The organism is Roseateles cavernae (genome assembly GCF_040187885.1).
Taxonomy (GTDB): domain Bacteria; phylum Pseudomonadota; class Gammaproteobacteria; order Burkholderiales; family Burkholderiaceae_C; genus Roseateles_E; species Roseateles_E cavernae.
This window is the reverse complement of record NZ_JBDPLH010000013.1, coordinates 27,678-44,480: the sequence shown is the minus strand read 5'-3', so window position 1 is coordinate 44,480 and position 16,803 is coordinate 27,678. Positions and strand designations below refer to the sequence as shown.

The following is a 16,803-nucleotide window of genomic DNA, read 5'->3' as shown; positions in this document are numbered from 1 at the left end:
AGATGAGCGAACTCAAGTACCAATCGGGCTTCGGCAACGAGCATGCCAGCGAGGCCCGCGCCGGCAGCCTGCCGATCGGGCGCAACAGCCCGCAGCAGGTGGCCCACGGCCTCTATGCCGAGCTGATCTCGGGCACGGCCTTCACCGCGCCGCGCGCCGAGAACCTGAGGACCTGGATGTACCGGCGCCAGCCCTCGGTGGTGGTCGGTGGCTATGCGCCGCTGGACCATGGCTGGCTGAAGACCGGCGCTGCCCAGGGCCAGGCCGTGCCGCCCGATCCGCTGCGCTGGGCGCCCACGCCGGTTCCCGAGGCGCCGACCGACTTCATCGAGGGCCTGCGCACCCTGGTCGTCAACGGCGATCCCGATGCCCAGCTCGGCATGGCCGCCCATCTGTATCTGGCCAATCGCTCGATGGACCGGCGTGCCTTCGTCAATGCCGACGGCGAGTTGCTGATCGTGCCGCAGCAGGGCGGCCTGCGCATACGCACCGAGCTGGGCCTGCTGGCGCTGCGGCCCGGCGAGATCGCGCTGATCCCGCGCGGCCTGGCTTTCAAGGTCGAGGTCGACGGGCCCTCGCGCGGCTATGTCTGCGAGAACTACGGTGCGGCGTTGCGCCTGCCCGAGCTGGGGCCTATAGGCTCGAATGGGCTGGCCAATCCGCGCGACTTTCTGGCGCCGGTCGCTGATTTCGAGGAGGGCGCCGGTGATTACGAGATGGTCAAGAAGTTCGGCGGCCGGCTGTGGTCCGCGCGCCAGGCCCATACGCCGTTCAATGTCGTCGCCTGGCATGGCAATCTGGCGCCCTACAAGTACGACACGGCCCACTTCATGACCATAGGCTCGATCAGCTTCGATCATCCGGACCCCAGCATCTTCACGGTGCTGACCTCGCCCTCGGACACCGCCGGCTGGGCCAATCTGGACTTCGTGATCTTCCCGCCGCGCTGGATGGTGGCCGAGGACACCTTCCGCCCGCCCTGGTATCACCGCAATGTGATGAGCGAGTTCATGGGCCTGGTGACCGGCCAGTACGACGCCAAGCCCGGCGGCTTCAAGCCGGGCGCATCCAGCCTGCACAATGCGATGGTGCCGCACGGCCCCGACACCGAGGCCTTCGCCAAGGCCAGCGGCGCGGACCTGACGCCGCACAAACTGGACAACACCCTGGCCTTTATGTTCGAGACCCGCTGGCGTCTGCTGCCGACCGAGTTCGCCATGAAGGGCGGCGCGCTGGACAGCGGCTATGCCGACTGCTGGCGCGATCTCAAAGACAACTTTCCCGCACAAGCATGAGCTCTTCCATCGACCACACCCATGACGCCGCCGCCCAGAGCTGGGTGGCCTCGGCCAATGCCGCCGACAGCGAATTCCCGATCCAGAACCTGCCCTACGGCCTGTTCCGCCGCGCCGGCACGAACGAGAGCGCCCGCGTCGGCGTCGCGATCGGCGATCAGATCCTGGACCTCAGGCTGGCCGCCAGTGCCGGGCGCTGGAGCAGCGCGGTCCAGGTGCTGCTGCAGCCGCTGGCCGAGGGCGATCTGAACGCCTTCATGGCCCAGCCTGCCGACAAGCGCCGGCTGCTGCGCCACGCCTTGTTCGAGGCGCTGGCCGCGGACAGCAAGCAGCAAGCTGCGCTGACGCCTTGCCTGCTGGCGCAGAGCGCCGCGCAGATGGCTGTGCCTTGCCGCATCGGCGACTACACCGACTTCTATACCGGCATCCACCACGCGACCACGGTGGGCAAGCTGTTCCGCCCCGACAACCCGCTGCTGCCCAACTACAAATGGGTGCCCATCGGCTATCACGGCCGTAGCTCCTCGATCGGCGTCTCGGGCCAGCAGGTGCGCCGCCCGCTGGGCCAGCTGATGCCGCCGGGCGCCACCGTGCCGGAGCGCGCGCCCTGCAAACGGCTGGACTACGAGCTGGAGCTGGGCGTGTTCGTCTCCGGCGGCAATGCGCTGGGCGAGCCGATTCCCATCGAGCAGGCCGACGCGCATCTGTTCGGCCTGACCCTGCTGAACGACTGGTCGGCCCGCGATATGCAGGCCTGGGAGTACCAGCCGCTAGGCCCCTTCCTGGCCAAGAACTTCGCGACCACGATCTCGCCCTGGATCGTCACGATGGAGGCGCTGGAACCCTTCCGCTGCGCCTTCGCCCATCCGGCCGAGGATCCGCAGCCGCTGCCCTATCTGGACTCGGCGAAGAACCGCGCCGAGGGCGGCTACGCGATCGAGCTGGAGGTCTGGCTGCAGACCGCACAGATGCGCGCGGCCCGCCAGGCGCCGACCCGGCTGATGCGTTCCAACTTCGGGGAGTCGGCCTACTGGACCCTGGCCCAGATGCTGACGCACCACGCCAGCAATGGCTGCAATCTGCAGCCCGGCGATCTGCTGGGCACCGGCACCCAGAGCGGGCCGGCGGCCGAGGAGGGCGGCTCGCTGCTGGAGCTGTCGCAGGGGGGAAAGCAAGCCCTGACCCTGGCCAATGGTGAGACACGCAGCTTCTTGCAGGACGGTGACACGCTGATACTGCGCGGCTACGCGCACAAGGACGGCGCGCGTCGCATCGGCTTTGGTGACTGCGCGGCCACCGTGTTGCCGGCAGTTACTCGGTAACCTGCACGCCCTTCCAGAACGCGACCCGGCCGGCGACCATCTCGGCGCCCGGCTTGGGGTCGGGGTAGTACCAGACCGCATCGGGGTTCAGCTCGCCATTGACCATCAGCGACAGATAGCTGGCCTGGCCCTTCCAGGAGCACATGGTCCGGTGGTTGCTGAAGCTGGTGTACTCGCGCTTGAGGGCGCTGTCGGGGAAGTAGTGGTTGCCTTCCACCACCACGGTGTCATCGCTCTCGGCGATCACGGTGTCGTTCCAGATTGCTTTCATCGTCCGTCCATCCTTTGCTCAGTCGGGTGCTTGCAGCCAGTGCAGACTGAACCAGTCGCGCTCGTCGGTCCAGACTGTAGCGGCTTTGAACCCGGCCCTGCTGGCCAGGGCCTGGAAGCCCTCGATGCTGAATTTGTAGGAATTCTCGGTGTGCAGGGTCTCGCCGGCCTCGAACTCGTAGACGCGGTGCTCCAGCCGCAGCTGCTGGCGGCGGCGGCTTTGCAGATGCATCTCGATGCGCTGCAGCGGCGCGTTGTAGAAGGCGCTGTGCGCAAATCCTTCCGAATCGATCTGTGCGCCCAGTTCCTGACGCGCGCGCGCCAGGATATTGAGGTTGAAGGCGGCGGTCACGCCGTCGGCGTCGTTGTAGGCCGCGTGCAGCAGGGCCGGCTCCTTGATCAGGTCCACCCCGATCAGCAGCGCCCCGCCGCGCAGCTGCTGGGCCGCCATGCGCAGAAAGTCCAGCGCCTGCTCGGGTGCGAAATTGCCGATGCTCGATCCCGGGAAGAAGCCGATGCGCCGCCCCTGCGCCGGACGCGCCGGCAGGTCATGCGGACGGGTGAAATCGGCGATCACCGGCTGCAGCGCCAGCGCCGGGAACTCGGCCTGCAGCGCGCGGCAGGCCCCCAGCAGATGCGGGCCCGAGATGTCCACCGGCACAAAGCTGTGCGGCGCGTTCAGATGCGCCAGCAGCAGCCTGACCTTGCGCAGTGCCCCGGCGCCGTACTCGACCAGCTGGGCGCCGGGCCCGATCAGCGCCGCCATCTCGGGGGCGTGGCGCTGCAGCAGGGCCAGCTCGGTGCGGGTCGGGTAGTACTCCGGCAGCTCGCAGATGCGCTCGAACAGGGCCGAGCCGGCTTCGTCGTAGAAGTATTTGGGCGAGATCGTGCGCGGGCGCTGGCGCAGCGCGCGGTGCAGATCGGGGGCAAAACCTTCGTCGTCGGCGACCAGTTGCAGCAGGGGCTTCATCGCGGGGCTCCTTGTTGGGGCTCGCGCGCCAGGCGCAGGCCGCTGAACTGCCAGCGCGCGGCCGGCGGAAAGAAATTGCGGTAGCTGGCTCGGGCATGGCCCGGCGGCGTCGCCAGGCTGGCCCCGCGCAGCACCAGCTGGCCCACCATGAACTTGCCGTTGTACTCGGCGGCCGGTCCGGCCAGCGGCCTGAAGCCGGGGTAGGGGTGGTAGGCCGAACGGGTCCACTGCCAGGCGCAGTCATACAGCTGGGCCAGGCCGGGCAGGGCGGTGGCGGCCGCCTCCCACTCGAACTCGCTGGGCAGCCGTGCGCCCGCCCAGTCGGCATAGGCGGCGGCCTCGTAAAAACTCAGCTGCAGTACCGGCGCCGCCGGGTCCATGGCCCGGGCGCCGCCGAGACCGAAGACGCGGCCATCGGCCAGCCAGTAGGCCGGCGCCTGCCAGTCCTGGGCGCGGGCCAGGGCCCAGCCGTCCGACAGCCAGAGCTCGGGCCGGCGGTAGCCGCCGTCGGCGATGAAGTCGGTAAACTCGCCGCAAGTCACCAGCCGGTTGGCGATCTCGAAGGCTTGCAGCAGGGCTTGGTGGCGCGGGCCTTCGTTGTCAAAGGAGAAGCCGGTGCCCGAGTGGCCGATCTCGACCACGCCGCCCGGATGGCTCAGCCACTGCAGCGCCGGCGCGGGCGGCAGCTCCGGTGTTTGGCCGTAGGCGGGCCAGAGCGGGTTGCAGGAGAAGGCATGCTGAATGTCGGTCAGCAACAGCTCCTGATGCTGCTGCTCATGCTGCAGGCCCAGCTCCAGAATGGCCTCGCCGCGCGCCCAGCTGTCGGCGTCGCAGTGGGCGATCCAGTCCAGCACGGCCGCGTCCACATGGGCGCGGTAGGCCCGCACCTCGTCCAGCCCGGGCCGGCTCAGCAGGCCGCGTTGCGCGCGCGGATGGCGCGGACCGAGGGCCTCGTAATAGGAGTTGAAGAGGTAGAGGAAGTGCTCGTTGAAGAGCCGGTAGCCGGGCGCCAGCGGCCTGAGCAGCAGAGCCTCGAAAAACCATGTGGTGTGGGCCTGGTGCCATTTGGCCGGGCTGGCATCGGGCATCGACTGCAGCGCCTGGTCCTCGGCGCTCAGCGGCGCGGCCAGGGCCCGTGTGTGGGCGCGTATCGCCGCATAGCGAGCATCGGCCTGCTGACGGGCTGTGGGGCTGGCGGGCGAACTTGCTGCGGGCATCGGTGACTCCCTGTCGCGGTCTGCGCAGCGTAGCGCATCACGCCATCCGAATCTGTCAGCAGCCATGCCGGTCGGCCCACAGGGCTAATCTCGATGGCGACGCGGTTCGCTGGGCATACGATAGGCGCTCATAACGAACATTTGCGGAGACAAGCGTGAGTGGAAAAAAGCTGCCCCAAACCGCGCTGCGCGCCCTGCTGGCCTTGGCCGGCACCCTGGGTGCCTCCCTGGCGCTGGCGCAAGAGGTGACCCTCAAGGTTCACCACTTCTGGCCTCCCGGTGCGATGCCGCCCAGCAAGATTCTGCAGCCCTGGTGCGACAAGATCGCGGCGGACTCGGGTAACAAGATGAAATGCCAGATCTACCCGGCCATGCAGCTGGGCGGCACGCCGGCCCAGCTGATCGACCAGGCCAAGGACGGCGTCGTCGACATCGCCTTCACCTTGCCGGGCTACACGGCCGGTCGTTTCCCCATCATGGAGGTGTTCGAGCTGCCCTTCATGAACAACTCGGCCGAGGCCGGCGCGCGCGCCGCCTGGGACTTCTACGGCAAGTACGGCACGAAGGAGTTCCCCGGCATCCGGCCCTTGATGTTCAGCATCCATGATGAGGGCTATCTGCACAGCCGCGACAAGCCCATCAAGACCCTGGCCGATCTGAAGGGCATGAAGCTGCGCGCTCCGACCCGCCAGACCAACAAGCTGCTGGCCTCCCTCGGCGCCACGCCGGTGGGCATGCCGCTGCCGGCGGTGGCCGATGCGGTCAGCAAAGGCACGATCGACGGCTTCGCGCTGCCCTGGGAAGTGATCCCCTCGGTCAAGCTGCATGAGATGGTCAAGTACCACACCGAGACCGACAGCTCGCGCCCGGCGCTGTATTCGGCGCTGTTCATCCTGGCGATGAACCAGGCCAGGTACGACAGCCTGCCGGCCGATCTGAAGGCGGTGATCGACCGCAACAGCGGCGCGGCACTGTCGCAGCAGGCCGGCAAGACCTGGGACGAGAGCCAGGCGGTGGGCCGCAAGCCGGCGGTGGAGCGTGGCAACAGCTTCTACACCGTGCCGGCCGCCGAGGTGGACCTGTGGATCAAGGCCAGCCATCCGCTGTATGACGACTGGGTGGCCGATATGGACAAGCGCGGCCTGCCCGGCAAGCAGATGCTGAAGGACGCGCAGGACCTGCTGGCCAAGTACAAGAAGTGAGCGGGATGGGGGTGTTGCGGCGGCTGGCCCTGTGGAGCGCGCTGGCCGGTTGCCTGAGCGCCTGCCTGGTGGCGATGCTGACGGTGGCCAGCATCGTCGGCCGGTCCTGGCTGTCACGGCCGATTCCCGGCGATGTCGAGCTGAGCCAGTTCGGCATCGCGCTGTGCATCGCGCTGTGCCTGCCCTGGTGCCAGCTGCAGCGCGCCAACATCATCGTCGACTTCTTCACGCAGAAGCTGGGCTCGCGCTCGCGCGGCCTGCTGGATGGCATCGGCGCGCTGCTGCTGGCCCTGATGGTGGGCCTGCTGGCCTGGCGCACCGGCGTCGGCGCGCTGGCCGTGCGCGAGGCCGGCGAGACCACGATGATTCTGGACCTGCCGATGTGGATCAGCTATGCGGTGCTGGGGCCAGGTCTTGCGCTGACGGCACTGATCGCGCTGGTTCAGATGGGCCAGGACTTGCTGGGACCGAAGGGTAGAAATTCATGAGCGGCGCCGGTCTGGGCGCCAGCATCTTCGCCGCGATGCTGCTGCTGATGGCGCTGCGCGTGCCGATCGCGGCGGCCATGTTCATCCCCGGCGCCGTCGGCTATGCGCTGATGACCAGCGATATGGCCTTGCTGAACACGCTCAAGGGCAGCGCGGTGGCGCGGCTCTCGGTCTATGACCTGTCGGTGATTCCGCTCTTCCTGCTGATGGGCCAGTTCGCGACCCAGGGGGGCTTGAGCCGGGCGCTGTTCAAGGCGGCGGCGGCTTTTGTCGGCCATGTGCGCGGCGGCCTTGGCATGGCGGCCATCCTGTCGGCGGCGGCCTTCGGCGCGGTCTGCGGCTCGGCCGTGGCCACCTCGGCCACCATCACCCAGGTGGCCTATGGCCAGATGAAGGCCCATGGCTATGCCGGACGGCTTTCCACCGCGACGCTGGCCACCGGCGGCACCCTGGGCATCCTGATCCCGCCCTCTGTGCCCCTGGTGGTCTATGCCATCCTGACCGAGCAGAACATCGCCAAACTGTTTGCTGCGGCGATGCTGCCGGGGCTGCTGGCGGCCTTCGGCTATATCGTCGTGATCTGGCTGTACTGCCGGGCCCGGCCCGAGCTGGCCACGCCCAGCGAGCCGCTGCCCTGGAGCCAGCGCTGGCAGGCGCTGTGGGGCGTCTGGCCCATCGTCGTGATCTTCGGCCTGGTGTTCGGCGGCATCTATGGCGGGGTGTTCTCGCCGACCGAGGGCGCGGCGGTCGGCGCGGCCGCGACCCTGCTGCTGGGTCTGTTCAAGCGCGAGCTGGGCTGGGCCGGCATCAAGCGCAGCTTTCTCGGCACGGCCGAGACCACGGCCATGGTGTTCATGATCTTCCTGGGCGCCGACATGATGAACGCGGCGCTGGCGCTGACCCAGATGCCGGCCCATCTGGCCGCCTGGGTCGGCCAGCAAGACGTGGCCCCGCTGCTGATCGTGGCCGGCGTGCTGGCCTTCTACATCGTGCTGGGCTGCGTGATGGACGAGTTGTCGATGCTGCTGCTGACGATTCCGGTGATCTTCCCGACCATCATGGGACTGGATCTGTGGGGGCTGAGCGCCGAGCACAAGGCGATCTGGTTCGGCATCCTGGTGCTGACGACCGTGGGCATAGGCCTGCTGGCGCCGCCGGTGGGCCTGAACGTCTATGTGGTTAACAGCCTGGCCCGCGAGGTGCCGATGAGCGAGACCTACAAGGGCGTGATGCCCTTTCTGGCCTGGGATGGGCTGCGCCTGGCCTTGCTGCTGTGCTTCCCGGCGATCACGCTGGCGCTGGTGAAACTGCTGTAGCGGCCGCTGTTTTTCAACAAGCCGTCATCTGCGCCGCCTAAGCTGAGCAATTAGCAGCATGCCCGGCCACCCATGTCAGCCCAGCCCTCGGACGATTTCTACGGATCCACTCTGCTGAACCAGGCACAGGTGTTGGCCCTGGTGCGCACGACCGAGGCCGCACTGAGCCTGCGCCATGGCGCGCAATTCTTTGTCTGGACCCAGGGCAGCCTGCAGCAGTTGCTGCCGCATCAGCTGCTGCTGTGCGGCGCCTACCAGCGCAGCCACCGCGAGCTCGGCTTCGAGCTCTTCAACAGCAAGCCGCTGCCGGCCGCGCTGGCCACCTTGCTGAGCGAGCGTGGCGCCGCCTTGCCGGCCCAGTTGCAGGCGCTGTGGCTGCGCGGCGGCTGCCGGCCGCTGCGTGTGCAATTGCCGCCGGACAGCGGCGAGCCGGTCTGCGGCCTGCTGCGCCAGGCTGGCTATGAGGAGTTGCTGGTGCACGGCGTGTCGCGGCCGCAGCGCCCCAGCGAGATCGAAAGCTTCTTCGTGCTGGCGCGCCAGGACGGCGGCTATAGCGAACATCAGCAGGTGCTGCTGCAGCTGCTGATGCCGCATCTGCACAGCAGCTGGCTGCGCGTCCAGTGCGAGATGCCGGAGCCGGCCGCGGGGCCGCAGGCGGGTGTGAGCCTGACCCAGCGCGAGCAGGAGGTGCTGGAAGGCTTGCGCCAGGGCCTGAGCAACCATGACATCGGCTGCAACCTGGCCATCAGCGCGCTGACCGTCAAGAACCATGTGCAGCGCATCCTGCGCAAGCTCGGCGCCAGCAACCGCGCCCATGCGGTGGCGCTGGCGCTCAAACCCTGGGATGGCGGTGTCGAAGCCCGTTGATGCGGCGATCGGCGGCGTCTCGCTCGCCTAGACTGCACGCCAGCAGAGGCGCATCGACGCCTCGCTGACCGCCATTGCGAGGGAGTGTGCGATGTGGAGAACGAGGAGGCTGCTGCGCCTGGGCCTGCTGTGCCTGGCCGTGCTGTCGGAGCCGGTGCTGGCGGTGGGGCCGGCCGAGCCCACCATCACCTGGAATCTGTCCGACTGGCCGCCGTTTCATCTGCTGCCCGGCGGCCAGGCGCCGGCGTCGGCCGAACAGCTTGGCGAGGGCTTGATGGACGGTTTTCTGCGTCTGGTGCTGGGCCAGCTGCCGCAGTACCGGCATCGCTTCGTCGTGCTCAACGGCCCGCGCGCCGAGGTCGAGCGCAAGGCCGGCCTGCAGCTGTGCTCGCCGACCTCGATGCGCACGCCCGAGCGGCTGGCGCAGCGCCTGTTCACGCCGGCCCTGCTGGCCGGCCAGCTGCAGCTGGTGCTGCGACGCGAGCGGCTGCAGGAGATCGCGCGAGGGCGCAGCAGCGTCTCGCTGCGCGAACTCTCGGCGCGCGCCGAGCTGCACGGGCTGGTGATGAGCCAGCGCCACTACGGCGCCGATCTGGCGCCCTGGCTGAGGCCGGCCCCCGATGGCAATGTGCAGACCATGGTGGCGCCACGCGCCGGCAATCTGCTGACCATGCTCAGCGCCGGCCGCATGGACTTCACGCTGGAATACCCGATGGTGGTCGGCTATCACCAGCTGGGCCAGCCGGCCGAGCTGGTGAGCCTGCCGATCGAGGAGCTGGGCGAGTCGCCGGTCGGCTATTTCTCCTGCAATCGCAGCGACTGGGGCAGGGGGGTGATCAAGGACATCGACCGCGCGCTGCGTGCGGTGGCGGCGCGGCCTGAGCAGGTCTTGCCGCTGTACCGGCGCTGGCTCAGCGAGGAGCAGTTCGCCCGTGAGGCGCCCGGGCTGCGGCGCTTTCTGGCGCAGCGCGCCCGCGGCGGGCCGCGCATCGAGTAGGCGTCGGCCCGGCTCAGCGGCGCCGTGCCAGGGCTTGCGCCAGCGCGGCCAGGACCAGGCCTGCGGCGATGCCCAGCGCATCGGCCAGCACATCGCGCCAATCGGCCGAGCGCGGCGGCAGCTGCGATTGCAGCAGCTCGATCAGCACGCCATAGCCCAGCAGCCCCAGCGGGCCCCACAGCCAGCGTGAGCGCATGGTGCTGGCGCCCACAAAGGCGCAAAAGCCCAGCGCACCGAAGGCCAGCAGGTGGTTAAGCTTGTCCCAGCCGCTGTCCAGCGTCGGTGGCGGGGCGGAGGACAAGGCCAGATAGCTGATCACCAGCAGCAGCACGGCCAGCAGGAGCTGCCAGGCCCGGCGGTGTTGCGGCGCAATCAGCCAGGCGGCCAAGGCTTGAGACAAGATCAGAGCTCCATCAACAAAAAAGCCACCCCCTCTCGGGAGTGGCTTCTTACGTTTTTTTGGTGCCGGAGAGATGAATCGAACACCCGACCTTCTCATTACGAATGAGCTGCTCTACCGACTGAGCTACACCGGCTATCAAGCCCGCGATTCTAGCAGGAACTATTTTGTCGAATCAAGATGGTAGGCGGTGATGCGCTCGACTTCGTTCTTCGAGCCCAACACCACGGCCACCCGCTCATGCAGCTTGCCCGGCTGCAGCTCCATGATGCGCTGGCGCGCATTGGTGGCCGCGCCGCCGGCCTGCTCGACCAGAAAGGCCATCGGATTGGCCTCGTACATCAGGCGCAGCTTGCCGGCCTTGCCGGGCTCGCGCTTGTCCCAGGGGTAGAGGAAGACGCCGCCGCGGGTCAGGATGCGATGCACATCGGCCACCATCGAGGCGATCCAGCGCATATTGAAGTCCTTGGCGCGCGGGCCGGTGGTGCCGGCCAGGCATTCGTCGATATAGCGGGTCACCGGGGCATCCCAGTGGCGCATATTCGACATATTGATCGCGAACTCCTTGGTGTCCTCGGGGATCTTGATGTCGTCGGCGGTCAGCACCCAGGAGCCCTGCTCGCGGTCCAAGGTGAACATCGCGACGCCGTCGCCCACCGTCAGCACCAGCGTGGTCTGCGGGCCGTAGACGCAGTAGCCGGCGGCGACCTGGGCCGTGCCGGGCTGCAGGAAGTCTTCCTCGCTGACACCCTTGCCGCCCTCGGGCTTGGTCAGCACCGAGAAGATCGTGCCGATCGAGACATTGACGTCGATATTGGACGAGCCGTCCAGCGGGTCGAACATCAAGAGGTACTCGCCCTGCGGGAAGCGGTTGGGCACGACGTAGATGCCTTCCATTTCCTCGCTGGCCATGGCCGCCAGATGGCCGCCCCATTCATTGGCCTCGATCAGCACCTCGTTGGCGATGATGTCGAGCTTCTTCTGCACCTCGCCCTGCACGTTTTCCGAGCCGGCCGTGCCCAGCACATCGCCGAGCGCACCCTTGTTGACGCTGATGGCGATGCGCTTGCAGGCGCGCGCCACCACTTCGATCAGCAGGCGCAGCTCCTGCGGGATGTGGCCGTGCTGGCGCTGTTGTTCGATCAGGTACTGGGTCAGGCTGATGCGACGGGTCATGGGGTCAATCCTTTGCGAGTCTTCAGGAACCGGAGGCCAGTGCGCGCTCGACGATCTCGCGCACATCGTTGGACAGATCGGGTTTGGCCGCGACGCGGGCGATGGCCTCGCGGGCGGCGCTGCGGTAGGGCTCGGCCAGCGCGGTCCAGCGGTCCATGCCGCGCGCCAGGCGGCTGGCGACCTGCGGGTTGATCGCATCGAGCGCCAGCACCTGCTCGGCCCAGAACACATAGCCGGCCGCGTCGGCCCGGTGGAAGGCCGCCGGGTTGAACAGGCACAGCGAGAAGATCAGGCTGCGTGCACGGTTGGGGTTCTTCAGGCTGAAGTCGGGGTGCTGCAGCAGCTGGCGCACCTTGGCGAAGGTACGGCCGCCGTGCTCGGCGGCGCGGGCCTGGAGCGCGAACCATTTGTCTATCACCAGCGCATCGTCCTTGAACAGCGCGTGGAACTTGGCCAGCGCCGGTTCGGCCAGCTCGGCATGGCCGTTGACCAGGGCGGCCAGCGCGCCCAGGCGGTCGGTCATATTGCCGGCGTCCTTGAAGCGCTGGTAGGCGCGGCCCAGCCAGACGCCGGCATCGGGTCGGCTCTGTGCTTTCGCATCCAGCACCAGCATGGCCAGCGCCAGATTGGCCAGCGCACGCTTGCCCGAGGACACCGGGTCGGGCGTGTAGCCGCCCTTGATCTGGTTGGCCTCGAAGGCCGCGATCCAGTCCTCGCGCAACGCGGCGGCGAGCTGGACCTGCGCAGCCTCGACGGCGGCATGGATGGCTTGCGGATCGACCACCTCGAGCTGCTCGGCGATATAGGCCTCGCCGGGCAGGGTCAGGGCCAGCTCCTTGAAGGCGGCGTCCAGCCCGGCGTGGTTCAGCACCGCGCGCATCGCGTCGATGAAGGCGCTGTCCAGCTGCAGCGGCTGGCCGCTGCGCACCGCACCGAGGATGCGGTTCAGCGCCAGGCGCTGGCCGGCCTCCCAGCGGTTGAAGGCGTCGGCGTCATGGGTCAGCAGCACCAGCAGTTCGGCGTCGCTCAGACCGTCGTCCAGCAGCACCGGGGCCGAGAAGCCGCGCAGCAGCGAGGGCACCGGCTCGACGGCGATGTCCTGGAAGGTGAAGCGCTGCTCGGCCTCATCCAGCACCAGCAACTGCTCGGCCAGGGCGGTACCGTCACGGCCGAGCAGGCCGGTGACGACCGGGATCACCTGCGGGGGCTGGCCCTTGTTGCTCTGGGTCAGCGTCAGCGTGTAGCTGCGCGCCGCAGCGTCGTAGCTGCCGCGGGCTTGCACGCGCGGCGTGCCGGCCTGGCTGTACCAGCGCTTGAACGCGTCCAGCCGGGTGCTCAGGGCCGAGCCCGGGTTGGCATCGGCGATGGCTTGCGCAAAATCGTCGCAGGTCACGGCCTGGCCGTCATGGCGCTCGAAGTACAGGCTCATGCCCTTCTCGAAGCCGGCCCGGCCGACCAGGGTCTGGTACATGCGCACGACCTCGGAGCCCTTTTCGTAGACCGTCGCGGTGTAGAAATTATTGATCTCCACATAGCTGTCGGGGCGCACCGGATGGGCCATCGCGCCGGAGTCCTCCGGGAACTGCATCGCACGCAGGCCGCGCACATCCTGGATGCGGCAGACCGCCCGCGCGCTGGGCGTGGCGGCCATGTCCATCGAGAACTCCTGATCGCGGAACACGGTCAGGCCTTCCTTCAGCGAGAGCTGGAACCAGTCGCGGCAGGTGACGCGGTTGCCGGTCCAGTTGTGGAAATACTCGTGCGCGACGATCGATTCGATGCGGGCGAAGTCCACGTCGGTCGCGGTGGCCGGGCTGGCCAGCAGGGCCGAGGTGTTGAAGATGTTCAGGCCCTTGTTCTCCATCGCGCCCATATTGAAGTCGGACACGCCGACCACCATGAAGCGCTCCAGGTCCAGCGGCAGCTTGAAGCGGGCCTCGTCCCAGACCATGGACGCGATCAGCGAGTTCATCGCATGCTCGGTCTTCTCCAGATCGCCGCGGCGCACATAGACCTGCAGCAGATGGTCCTTGCCGGCGCGGGTGCGCACGCGCTGTTCGCGCGCCACCAGATCGCCCGCCACCAGGGCGAACAGATAGGAGGGCTTCGGGAAGGGGTCGTGCCATTTGGCGAAGTGCTTGCCGGCCGGTCCTTCCAGGTCGCCGCTCTCCACAAGATTGCCGTTGGACAGCAGTACCGGGTACTTGGCCTTGTCGGCGCGCAGCAGCACCGTGTAGACCGCCATCACATCGGGGCGGTCCAGGAAATACGTGATGCGGCGGAAGCCTTCGGCCTCGCATTGCGTGAAGAAGCTACCGCCCGAGGTGTAGAGGCCGCTGAGCGTGGTGTTCTTGTCCGGCGCGCAGCTGTTGCGGATCTCCAGCGCGAAGTCGGCGTCGGGCACGTTGTCGATGATCAGCTCGCCGCCTTCCTGGCGGAAGGACACGCTCTCGCCATTGATCAGCACGCGCAGCAGGTTCAGTTCCTCGCCATGCAGGCGCAGCGGGCCGTGCGGCACGGCATGGTTGCGCTCCAGCTGCATCTTGCTGGTGACCAGGGTCTTGGCCGGATCGAGATCGAAGGTCAGATCGACCGTGCGGATCCAGAAGGTCGGCGCCAGATAGTCTTCGCGGCGGATCAAGGTGGCAGAGCCTTCACGCATGGTGCTTGTTCTCAGTGTTGTTGTGTGGCCCGGCGCACGGCGCCGGGTGTCTCGTCGGTCTCAGACGCCTTGCTTCAGGCTGGCCGAGATAAAGGCATCGAGATCGCCGTCCAGCACTTTCTGCGTGGCCGAGGTCTCGTAGTTGGTGCGCAGATCCTTGATGCGGCTCTGGTCCAGCACATAGCTGCGGATCTGGTGGCCCCAGCCCACATCGGTCTTGGTGTCCTCGAGCTTTTGCTGCTCTTCCATGCGCTTGCGCATCTCATGGTCGTACAGGCGCGAGCGCAGGCGCTTCCAGGCCACGTCGCGGTTGCTGTGCTGGCTGCGGCCGTCCTGACACTGCACGACGATGCCGGTCGGGATATGGGTCAGGCGCACCGCCGAGTCGGTCTTGTTGATGTGCTGGCCGCCGGCGCCCGAGGCGCGGAAGGTGTCGGTGCGCACATCGGCCGGGTTGATGTCGATCTCGATCGAGTCATCGACTTCCGGATAGACGAACAGCGAGGCAAAGCTGGTGTGGCGGCCACCCGAGCTGTCGAAGGGGCTCTTGCGCACCAGGCGGTGCACGCCGGTCTCGGTGCGCAGCAGGCCGAAGGCGTACTCGCCCTCGACCTTGATGGTGGCGCTCTTGATGCCGGCCACATCGCCGTCGGTCTGGTCTTCCAGTGTCGTCTTGAAGCCCTTGCGCTCGGCATACTTCAGGTACTGGCGCAAGAGCATGCCGGCCCAGTCGCAGGCCTCGGTGCCACCGGCGCCGGCCTGGATGTCGACAAAGCAGTTCAGCGGATCGGCCGGGTTGTTGAACATGCGGCGGAATTCCAGCTGCTCGACGATTTCGGCCAACTTGGCCGCATCGGCCTCGATGCCTTCGAGGCCGGCGAAGTCGTCCTCGGCCTTGCTCATCTCGTAGAGCTCGAGGTTGTCGGCCAGATTGCTGCTCAGATGGTCGATGGTCTGGACCACGTTCTCCAGCGTGCGCTTTTCCTTGCCCAGCTCCTGGGCGCGCTTGGGCTCGTTCCAGACACTGGGGTTCTCCAGCGCGGCGTTGACCTCGTTCAGCCGCAGTGCTTTGCGGTCGTAGTCAAAGATACCCCCTTAGCGCGTCAGTACGCGCTGTCAGGTCGGCCAGGCTGCTGCCGATGGTGTTGATACGTTCGATGTCCATGGGATTCCGTGTTTTTGGGTTGCCGGCGCGGGAGCGCTCGCAAGCGCGCTATTTTTACATGGACGACCCGGGCGGGATTTCCCGGTGTGCGGGGCCCGGTGTGGCGGGTTCAAGGGTTATCGATAGTGGGGCCGCCCCAGGGTGGGGCGTGTTTGTCAGAAATCTGTAAGCGCTGCGGTCGCACAGTGCGGTCAGCGCACGCGAGACCCCACATGCTTTTGCTGACATCATCCTTAAAGCTGATCGCCGAGATCGCCTTACTGGCCATGGCCGGTCAATGGCTGCTAGGCCTGCTGGCCGGCCAGAAACGCGAGGGCAATTTCTTCTACCGCCTGCTGCAGGTGCTGACCCAGCCCTTTGTGAGGCTGACTCGGGCGATCAGCCCGCGCGTCGTGCTGGACCGCCACATCCCGCTGGCCGCCTTCCTGCTGGTGCTGAGCCTGTGGCTGGTGGTGACGGTGGTCAAGATCAATCTCTGCCTGCAGATCGGAGTGGCGCAATGTCAGTGAACACCCTGCAATCCGGCAAGACCTGGCCCTATCGCCTGCTGAAGCTGCGCGCCATCACCGCCCTGGTTTTCGGCCGCCACGAGCAGGCCGAGCAGATCTTTGACGAGATGCTGCGACGCTGGCCGCAGGACAGCTATGCCCTGGCCAGCCGTGCCCATCTGCGCTCGCAGCGCGGCGCGCGCGGCGAGGCGATTGCCGATCTGCAGGCCCTGGTCGCGGCAGCACCGCAGCGCAGCGCCGGCGACTGGTTCAATCTGGCCTATCTGCTGGAGGCCGAGAGCCGGCTGGAAGAGGCCGAGACCGCCTTCCGCCAGGCCGTGTCGCTGGACACCAAGCTGGACCGGGCCTGGTACGGCCTGGGCCTGTGCCTGATACGCATGCAACGCTTCGAGGAGGCCCTGGCCGCCCTCAGGCGCAACACCGAACTGCAACCCATGAGCCCTTACGGCTGGTACCAGCTGGCCCGGGTGCATGTGGACCGTCAGGAGCCCGACGAGGCAAGGCGCATCATCGCCCACCTCAAGGGCTTCGAGCCCAAGGTCGCCGCGCAACTGGAGCGCGAGACCGGCCTGCTCGCCTGACGGGCGTTCCCACGCAGGCTGCGCGCTGTTGGTGCAGGGGGACGCATCGGTGCCCGGACCGCCGCCAGGCGGGCCGGCCTTGCTTACAACGCGATGGAGACGACAGCGATGCAGTTATCCGACCGACACCGCCAGTACTGGCAGAAGAACCTGCGAATCACAGGAATTCTGCTGGCGATCTGGTTCGTGGTGACCTTTGTCGTGGGCTTCTACGCCCGCGAACTGAACTTCACCTTTTTTGGCTGGCCGTTCAGCTTCTGGGTCGCATCCCAGGGGGCGCTGATCGTCTACTGCCTGATCATCTGGTTCTACGCGAGCTATATGAATCGCCTGGACCAGGAACACGGCGTTGCCGAGGATGAATGA

Annotated in this window: 17 protein-coding genes and 1 tRNA gene; 10 read left to right on the top strand and 8 right to left on the bottom strand. The window is 67.4% G+C overall.

The annotated features are described in order from the left end of the window. Positions 1-2 precede the first annotated feature (2 nt). Positions 3-1,295, top strand: a complete 1,293-nt coding sequence (gene hmgA / locus ABGI63_RS23400) for a homogentisate 1,2-dioxygenase (protein WP_349744971.1) — start codon at positions 3-5, stop codon at positions 1,293-1,295. Beyond that, positions 1,292-2,617: a fumarylacetoacetase gene (gene fahA / locus ABGI63_RS23395; protein WP_349744970.1), complete on the top strand. Its 1,326-nt coding sequence runs from the start codon at positions 1,292-1,294 to the stop codon at positions 2,615-2,617. Before hmgA ends, fahA begins: the two co-directional genes overlap by 4 nt. Here fahA and ABGI63_RS23390 read toward each other — a convergent pair. From ABGI63_RS23390 to egtB, 3 genes are read right to left on the bottom strand one after another with little or no spacing between them, the layout of a single operon-like run. After that, the gene (locus tag ABGI63_RS23390) at positions 2,607-2,888 is read right to left on the bottom strand and encodes a DUF427 domain-containing protein (RefSeq protein WP_349744969.1); all 282 of its coding nucleotides are present in this window, start codon (positions 2,886-2,888) and stop codon (positions 2,607-2,609) included. The two genes, fahA and ABGI63_RS23390, sit on opposite strands and share 11 nt — an antisense overlap. Before the next feature lie 18 nt (positions 2,889-2,906). Continuing rightward, the gene (gene egtD, locus ABGI63_RS23385; protein WP_349744968.1) at positions 2,907-3,857 is read right to left on the bottom strand and encodes an L-histidine N(alpha)-methyltransferase; all 951 of its coding nucleotides are present in this window, start codon (positions 3,855-3,857) and stop codon (positions 2,907-2,909) included. After that, entirely contained in the window at positions 3,854-5,074 is a 1,221-nt protein-coding gene (gene egtB, locus ABGI63_RS23380) for an ergothioneine biosynthesis protein EgtB (RefSeq protein ID WP_349744967.1), read from the bottom strand. Before egtB ends, egtD begins: the two co-directional genes overlap by 4 nt. Before the next feature lie 155 nt (positions 5,075-5,229). Between egtB and ABGI63_RS23375 the strand changes: the two genes are divergently transcribed. The 5 genes from ABGI63_RS23375 (at position 5,230) to ABGI63_RS23355 (ending at position 9,944) form a co-directional block, all read left to right on the top strand. Next, on the top strand, positions 5,230-6,276 hold the full coding sequence (locus ABGI63_RS23375) for a TRAP transporter substrate-binding protein (RefSeq protein ID WP_349744966.1): 1,047 nt from the start codon (positions 5,230-5,232) through the stop codon (positions 6,274-6,276). Between the two features lie 5 nt (positions 6,277-6,281). Further along, positions 6,282-6,764 carry a TRAP transporter small permease gene (locus ABGI63_RS23370; protein WP_349744965.1) on the top strand — a complete coding sequence of 161 codons (483 nt, stop codon included), beginning with the start codon at positions 6,282-6,284 and terminating at the stop codon, positions 6,762-6,764. Next, complete coding sequence (locus ABGI63_RS23365; protein ID WP_349744964.1) at positions 6,761-8,080, top strand: TRAP transporter large permease; 1,320 nt, start codon at positions 6,761-6,763, stop codon at positions 8,078-8,080. The genes ABGI63_RS23370 and ABGI63_RS23365 overlap by 4 nt, the downstream gene beginning before the upstream one ends. Before the next feature lie 72 nt (positions 8,081-8,152). Next, the gene (locus ABGI63_RS23360; protein WP_349744963.1) at positions 8,153-8,947 is read left to right on the top strand and encodes a helix-turn-helix transcriptional regulator; all 795 of its coding nucleotides are present in this window, start codon (positions 8,153-8,155) and stop codon (positions 8,945-8,947) included. A gap of 91 nt (positions 8,948-9,038) precedes the next feature. Further along, positions 9,039-9,944, top strand: a complete 906-nt coding sequence (locus ABGI63_RS23355; protein ID WP_349744962.1) for a TIGR02285 family protein — start codon at positions 9,039-9,041, stop codon at positions 9,942-9,944. A gap of 13 nt (positions 9,945-9,957) precedes the next feature. Here ABGI63_RS23355 and ABGI63_RS23350 read toward each other — a convergent pair whose 3' ends face one another. The 5 genes from ABGI63_RS23350 to prfB all read right to left on the bottom strand — a co-directional run bounded on the left by ABGI63_RS23350 (position 9,958) and on the right by prfB (position 15,347). Beyond that, positions 9,958-10,344: a VanZ family protein gene (locus ABGI63_RS23350; RefSeq protein ID WP_349744961.1), complete on the bottom strand. Its 387-nt coding sequence runs from the start codon at positions 10,342-10,344 to the stop codon at positions 9,958-9,960. 60 nt (positions 10,345-10,404) lie between these two features. Continuing rightward, a tRNA-Thr gene (locus tag ABGI63_RS23345) sits at positions 10,405-10,480 on the bottom strand. A gap of 26 nt (positions 10,481-10,506) precedes the next feature. After that, positions 10,507-11,520: a class 1 fructose-bisphosphatase gene (locus ABGI63_RS23340; RefSeq protein ID WP_137943990.1), complete on the bottom strand. Its 1,014-nt coding sequence runs from the start codon at positions 11,518-11,520 to the stop codon at positions 10,507-10,509. A 22-nt stretch (positions 11,521-11,542) separates the two neighbouring features. Then, positions 11,543-14,182: an aminopeptidase N gene (gene pepN, locus ABGI63_RS23335; RefSeq protein ID WP_349744960.1), complete on the bottom strand. Its 2,640-nt coding sequence runs from the start codon at positions 14,180-14,182 to the stop codon at positions 11,543-11,545. Positions 14,183-14,242: 60 nt separating this feature from the next. Further along, a protein-coding gene (prfB, locus tag ABGI63_RS23330) for a peptide chain release factor 2 (RefSeq protein WP_349744958.1) occupies positions 14,243-15,347 on the bottom strand; the annotation gives its coding sequence in 2 pieces (ribosomal slippage) (positions 14,243-15,265 and positions 15,267-15,347; 1,104 coding nt in all). Between the two features lie 212 nt (positions 15,348-15,559). Here prfB and ABGI63_RS23325 point away from each other — a divergent pair. The 3 genes from ABGI63_RS23325 to ABGI63_RS23315 all read left to right on the top strand — a co-directional run bounded on the left by ABGI63_RS23325 (position 15,560) and on the right by ABGI63_RS23315 (position 16,803). Continuing rightward, a complete protein-coding gene (locus ABGI63_RS23325; protein WP_349744957.1) occupies positions 15,560-15,856 on the top strand; it encodes a hypothetical protein in 297 nt (98 codons plus the stop codon). Further along, positions 15,847-16,437: a tetratricopeptide repeat protein gene (locus tag ABGI63_RS23320; protein ID WP_349744956.1), complete on the top strand. Its 591-nt coding sequence runs from the start codon at positions 15,847-15,849 to the stop codon at positions 16,435-16,437. Before ABGI63_RS23325 ends, ABGI63_RS23320 begins: the two co-directional genes overlap by 10 nt. 108 nt (positions 16,438-16,545) lie before the next feature. After that, on the top strand, positions 16,546-16,803 hold the full coding sequence (locus tag ABGI63_RS23315) for a DUF4212 domain-containing protein (RefSeq protein ID WP_137943985.1): 258 nt from the start codon (positions 16,546-16,548) through the stop codon (positions 16,801-16,803).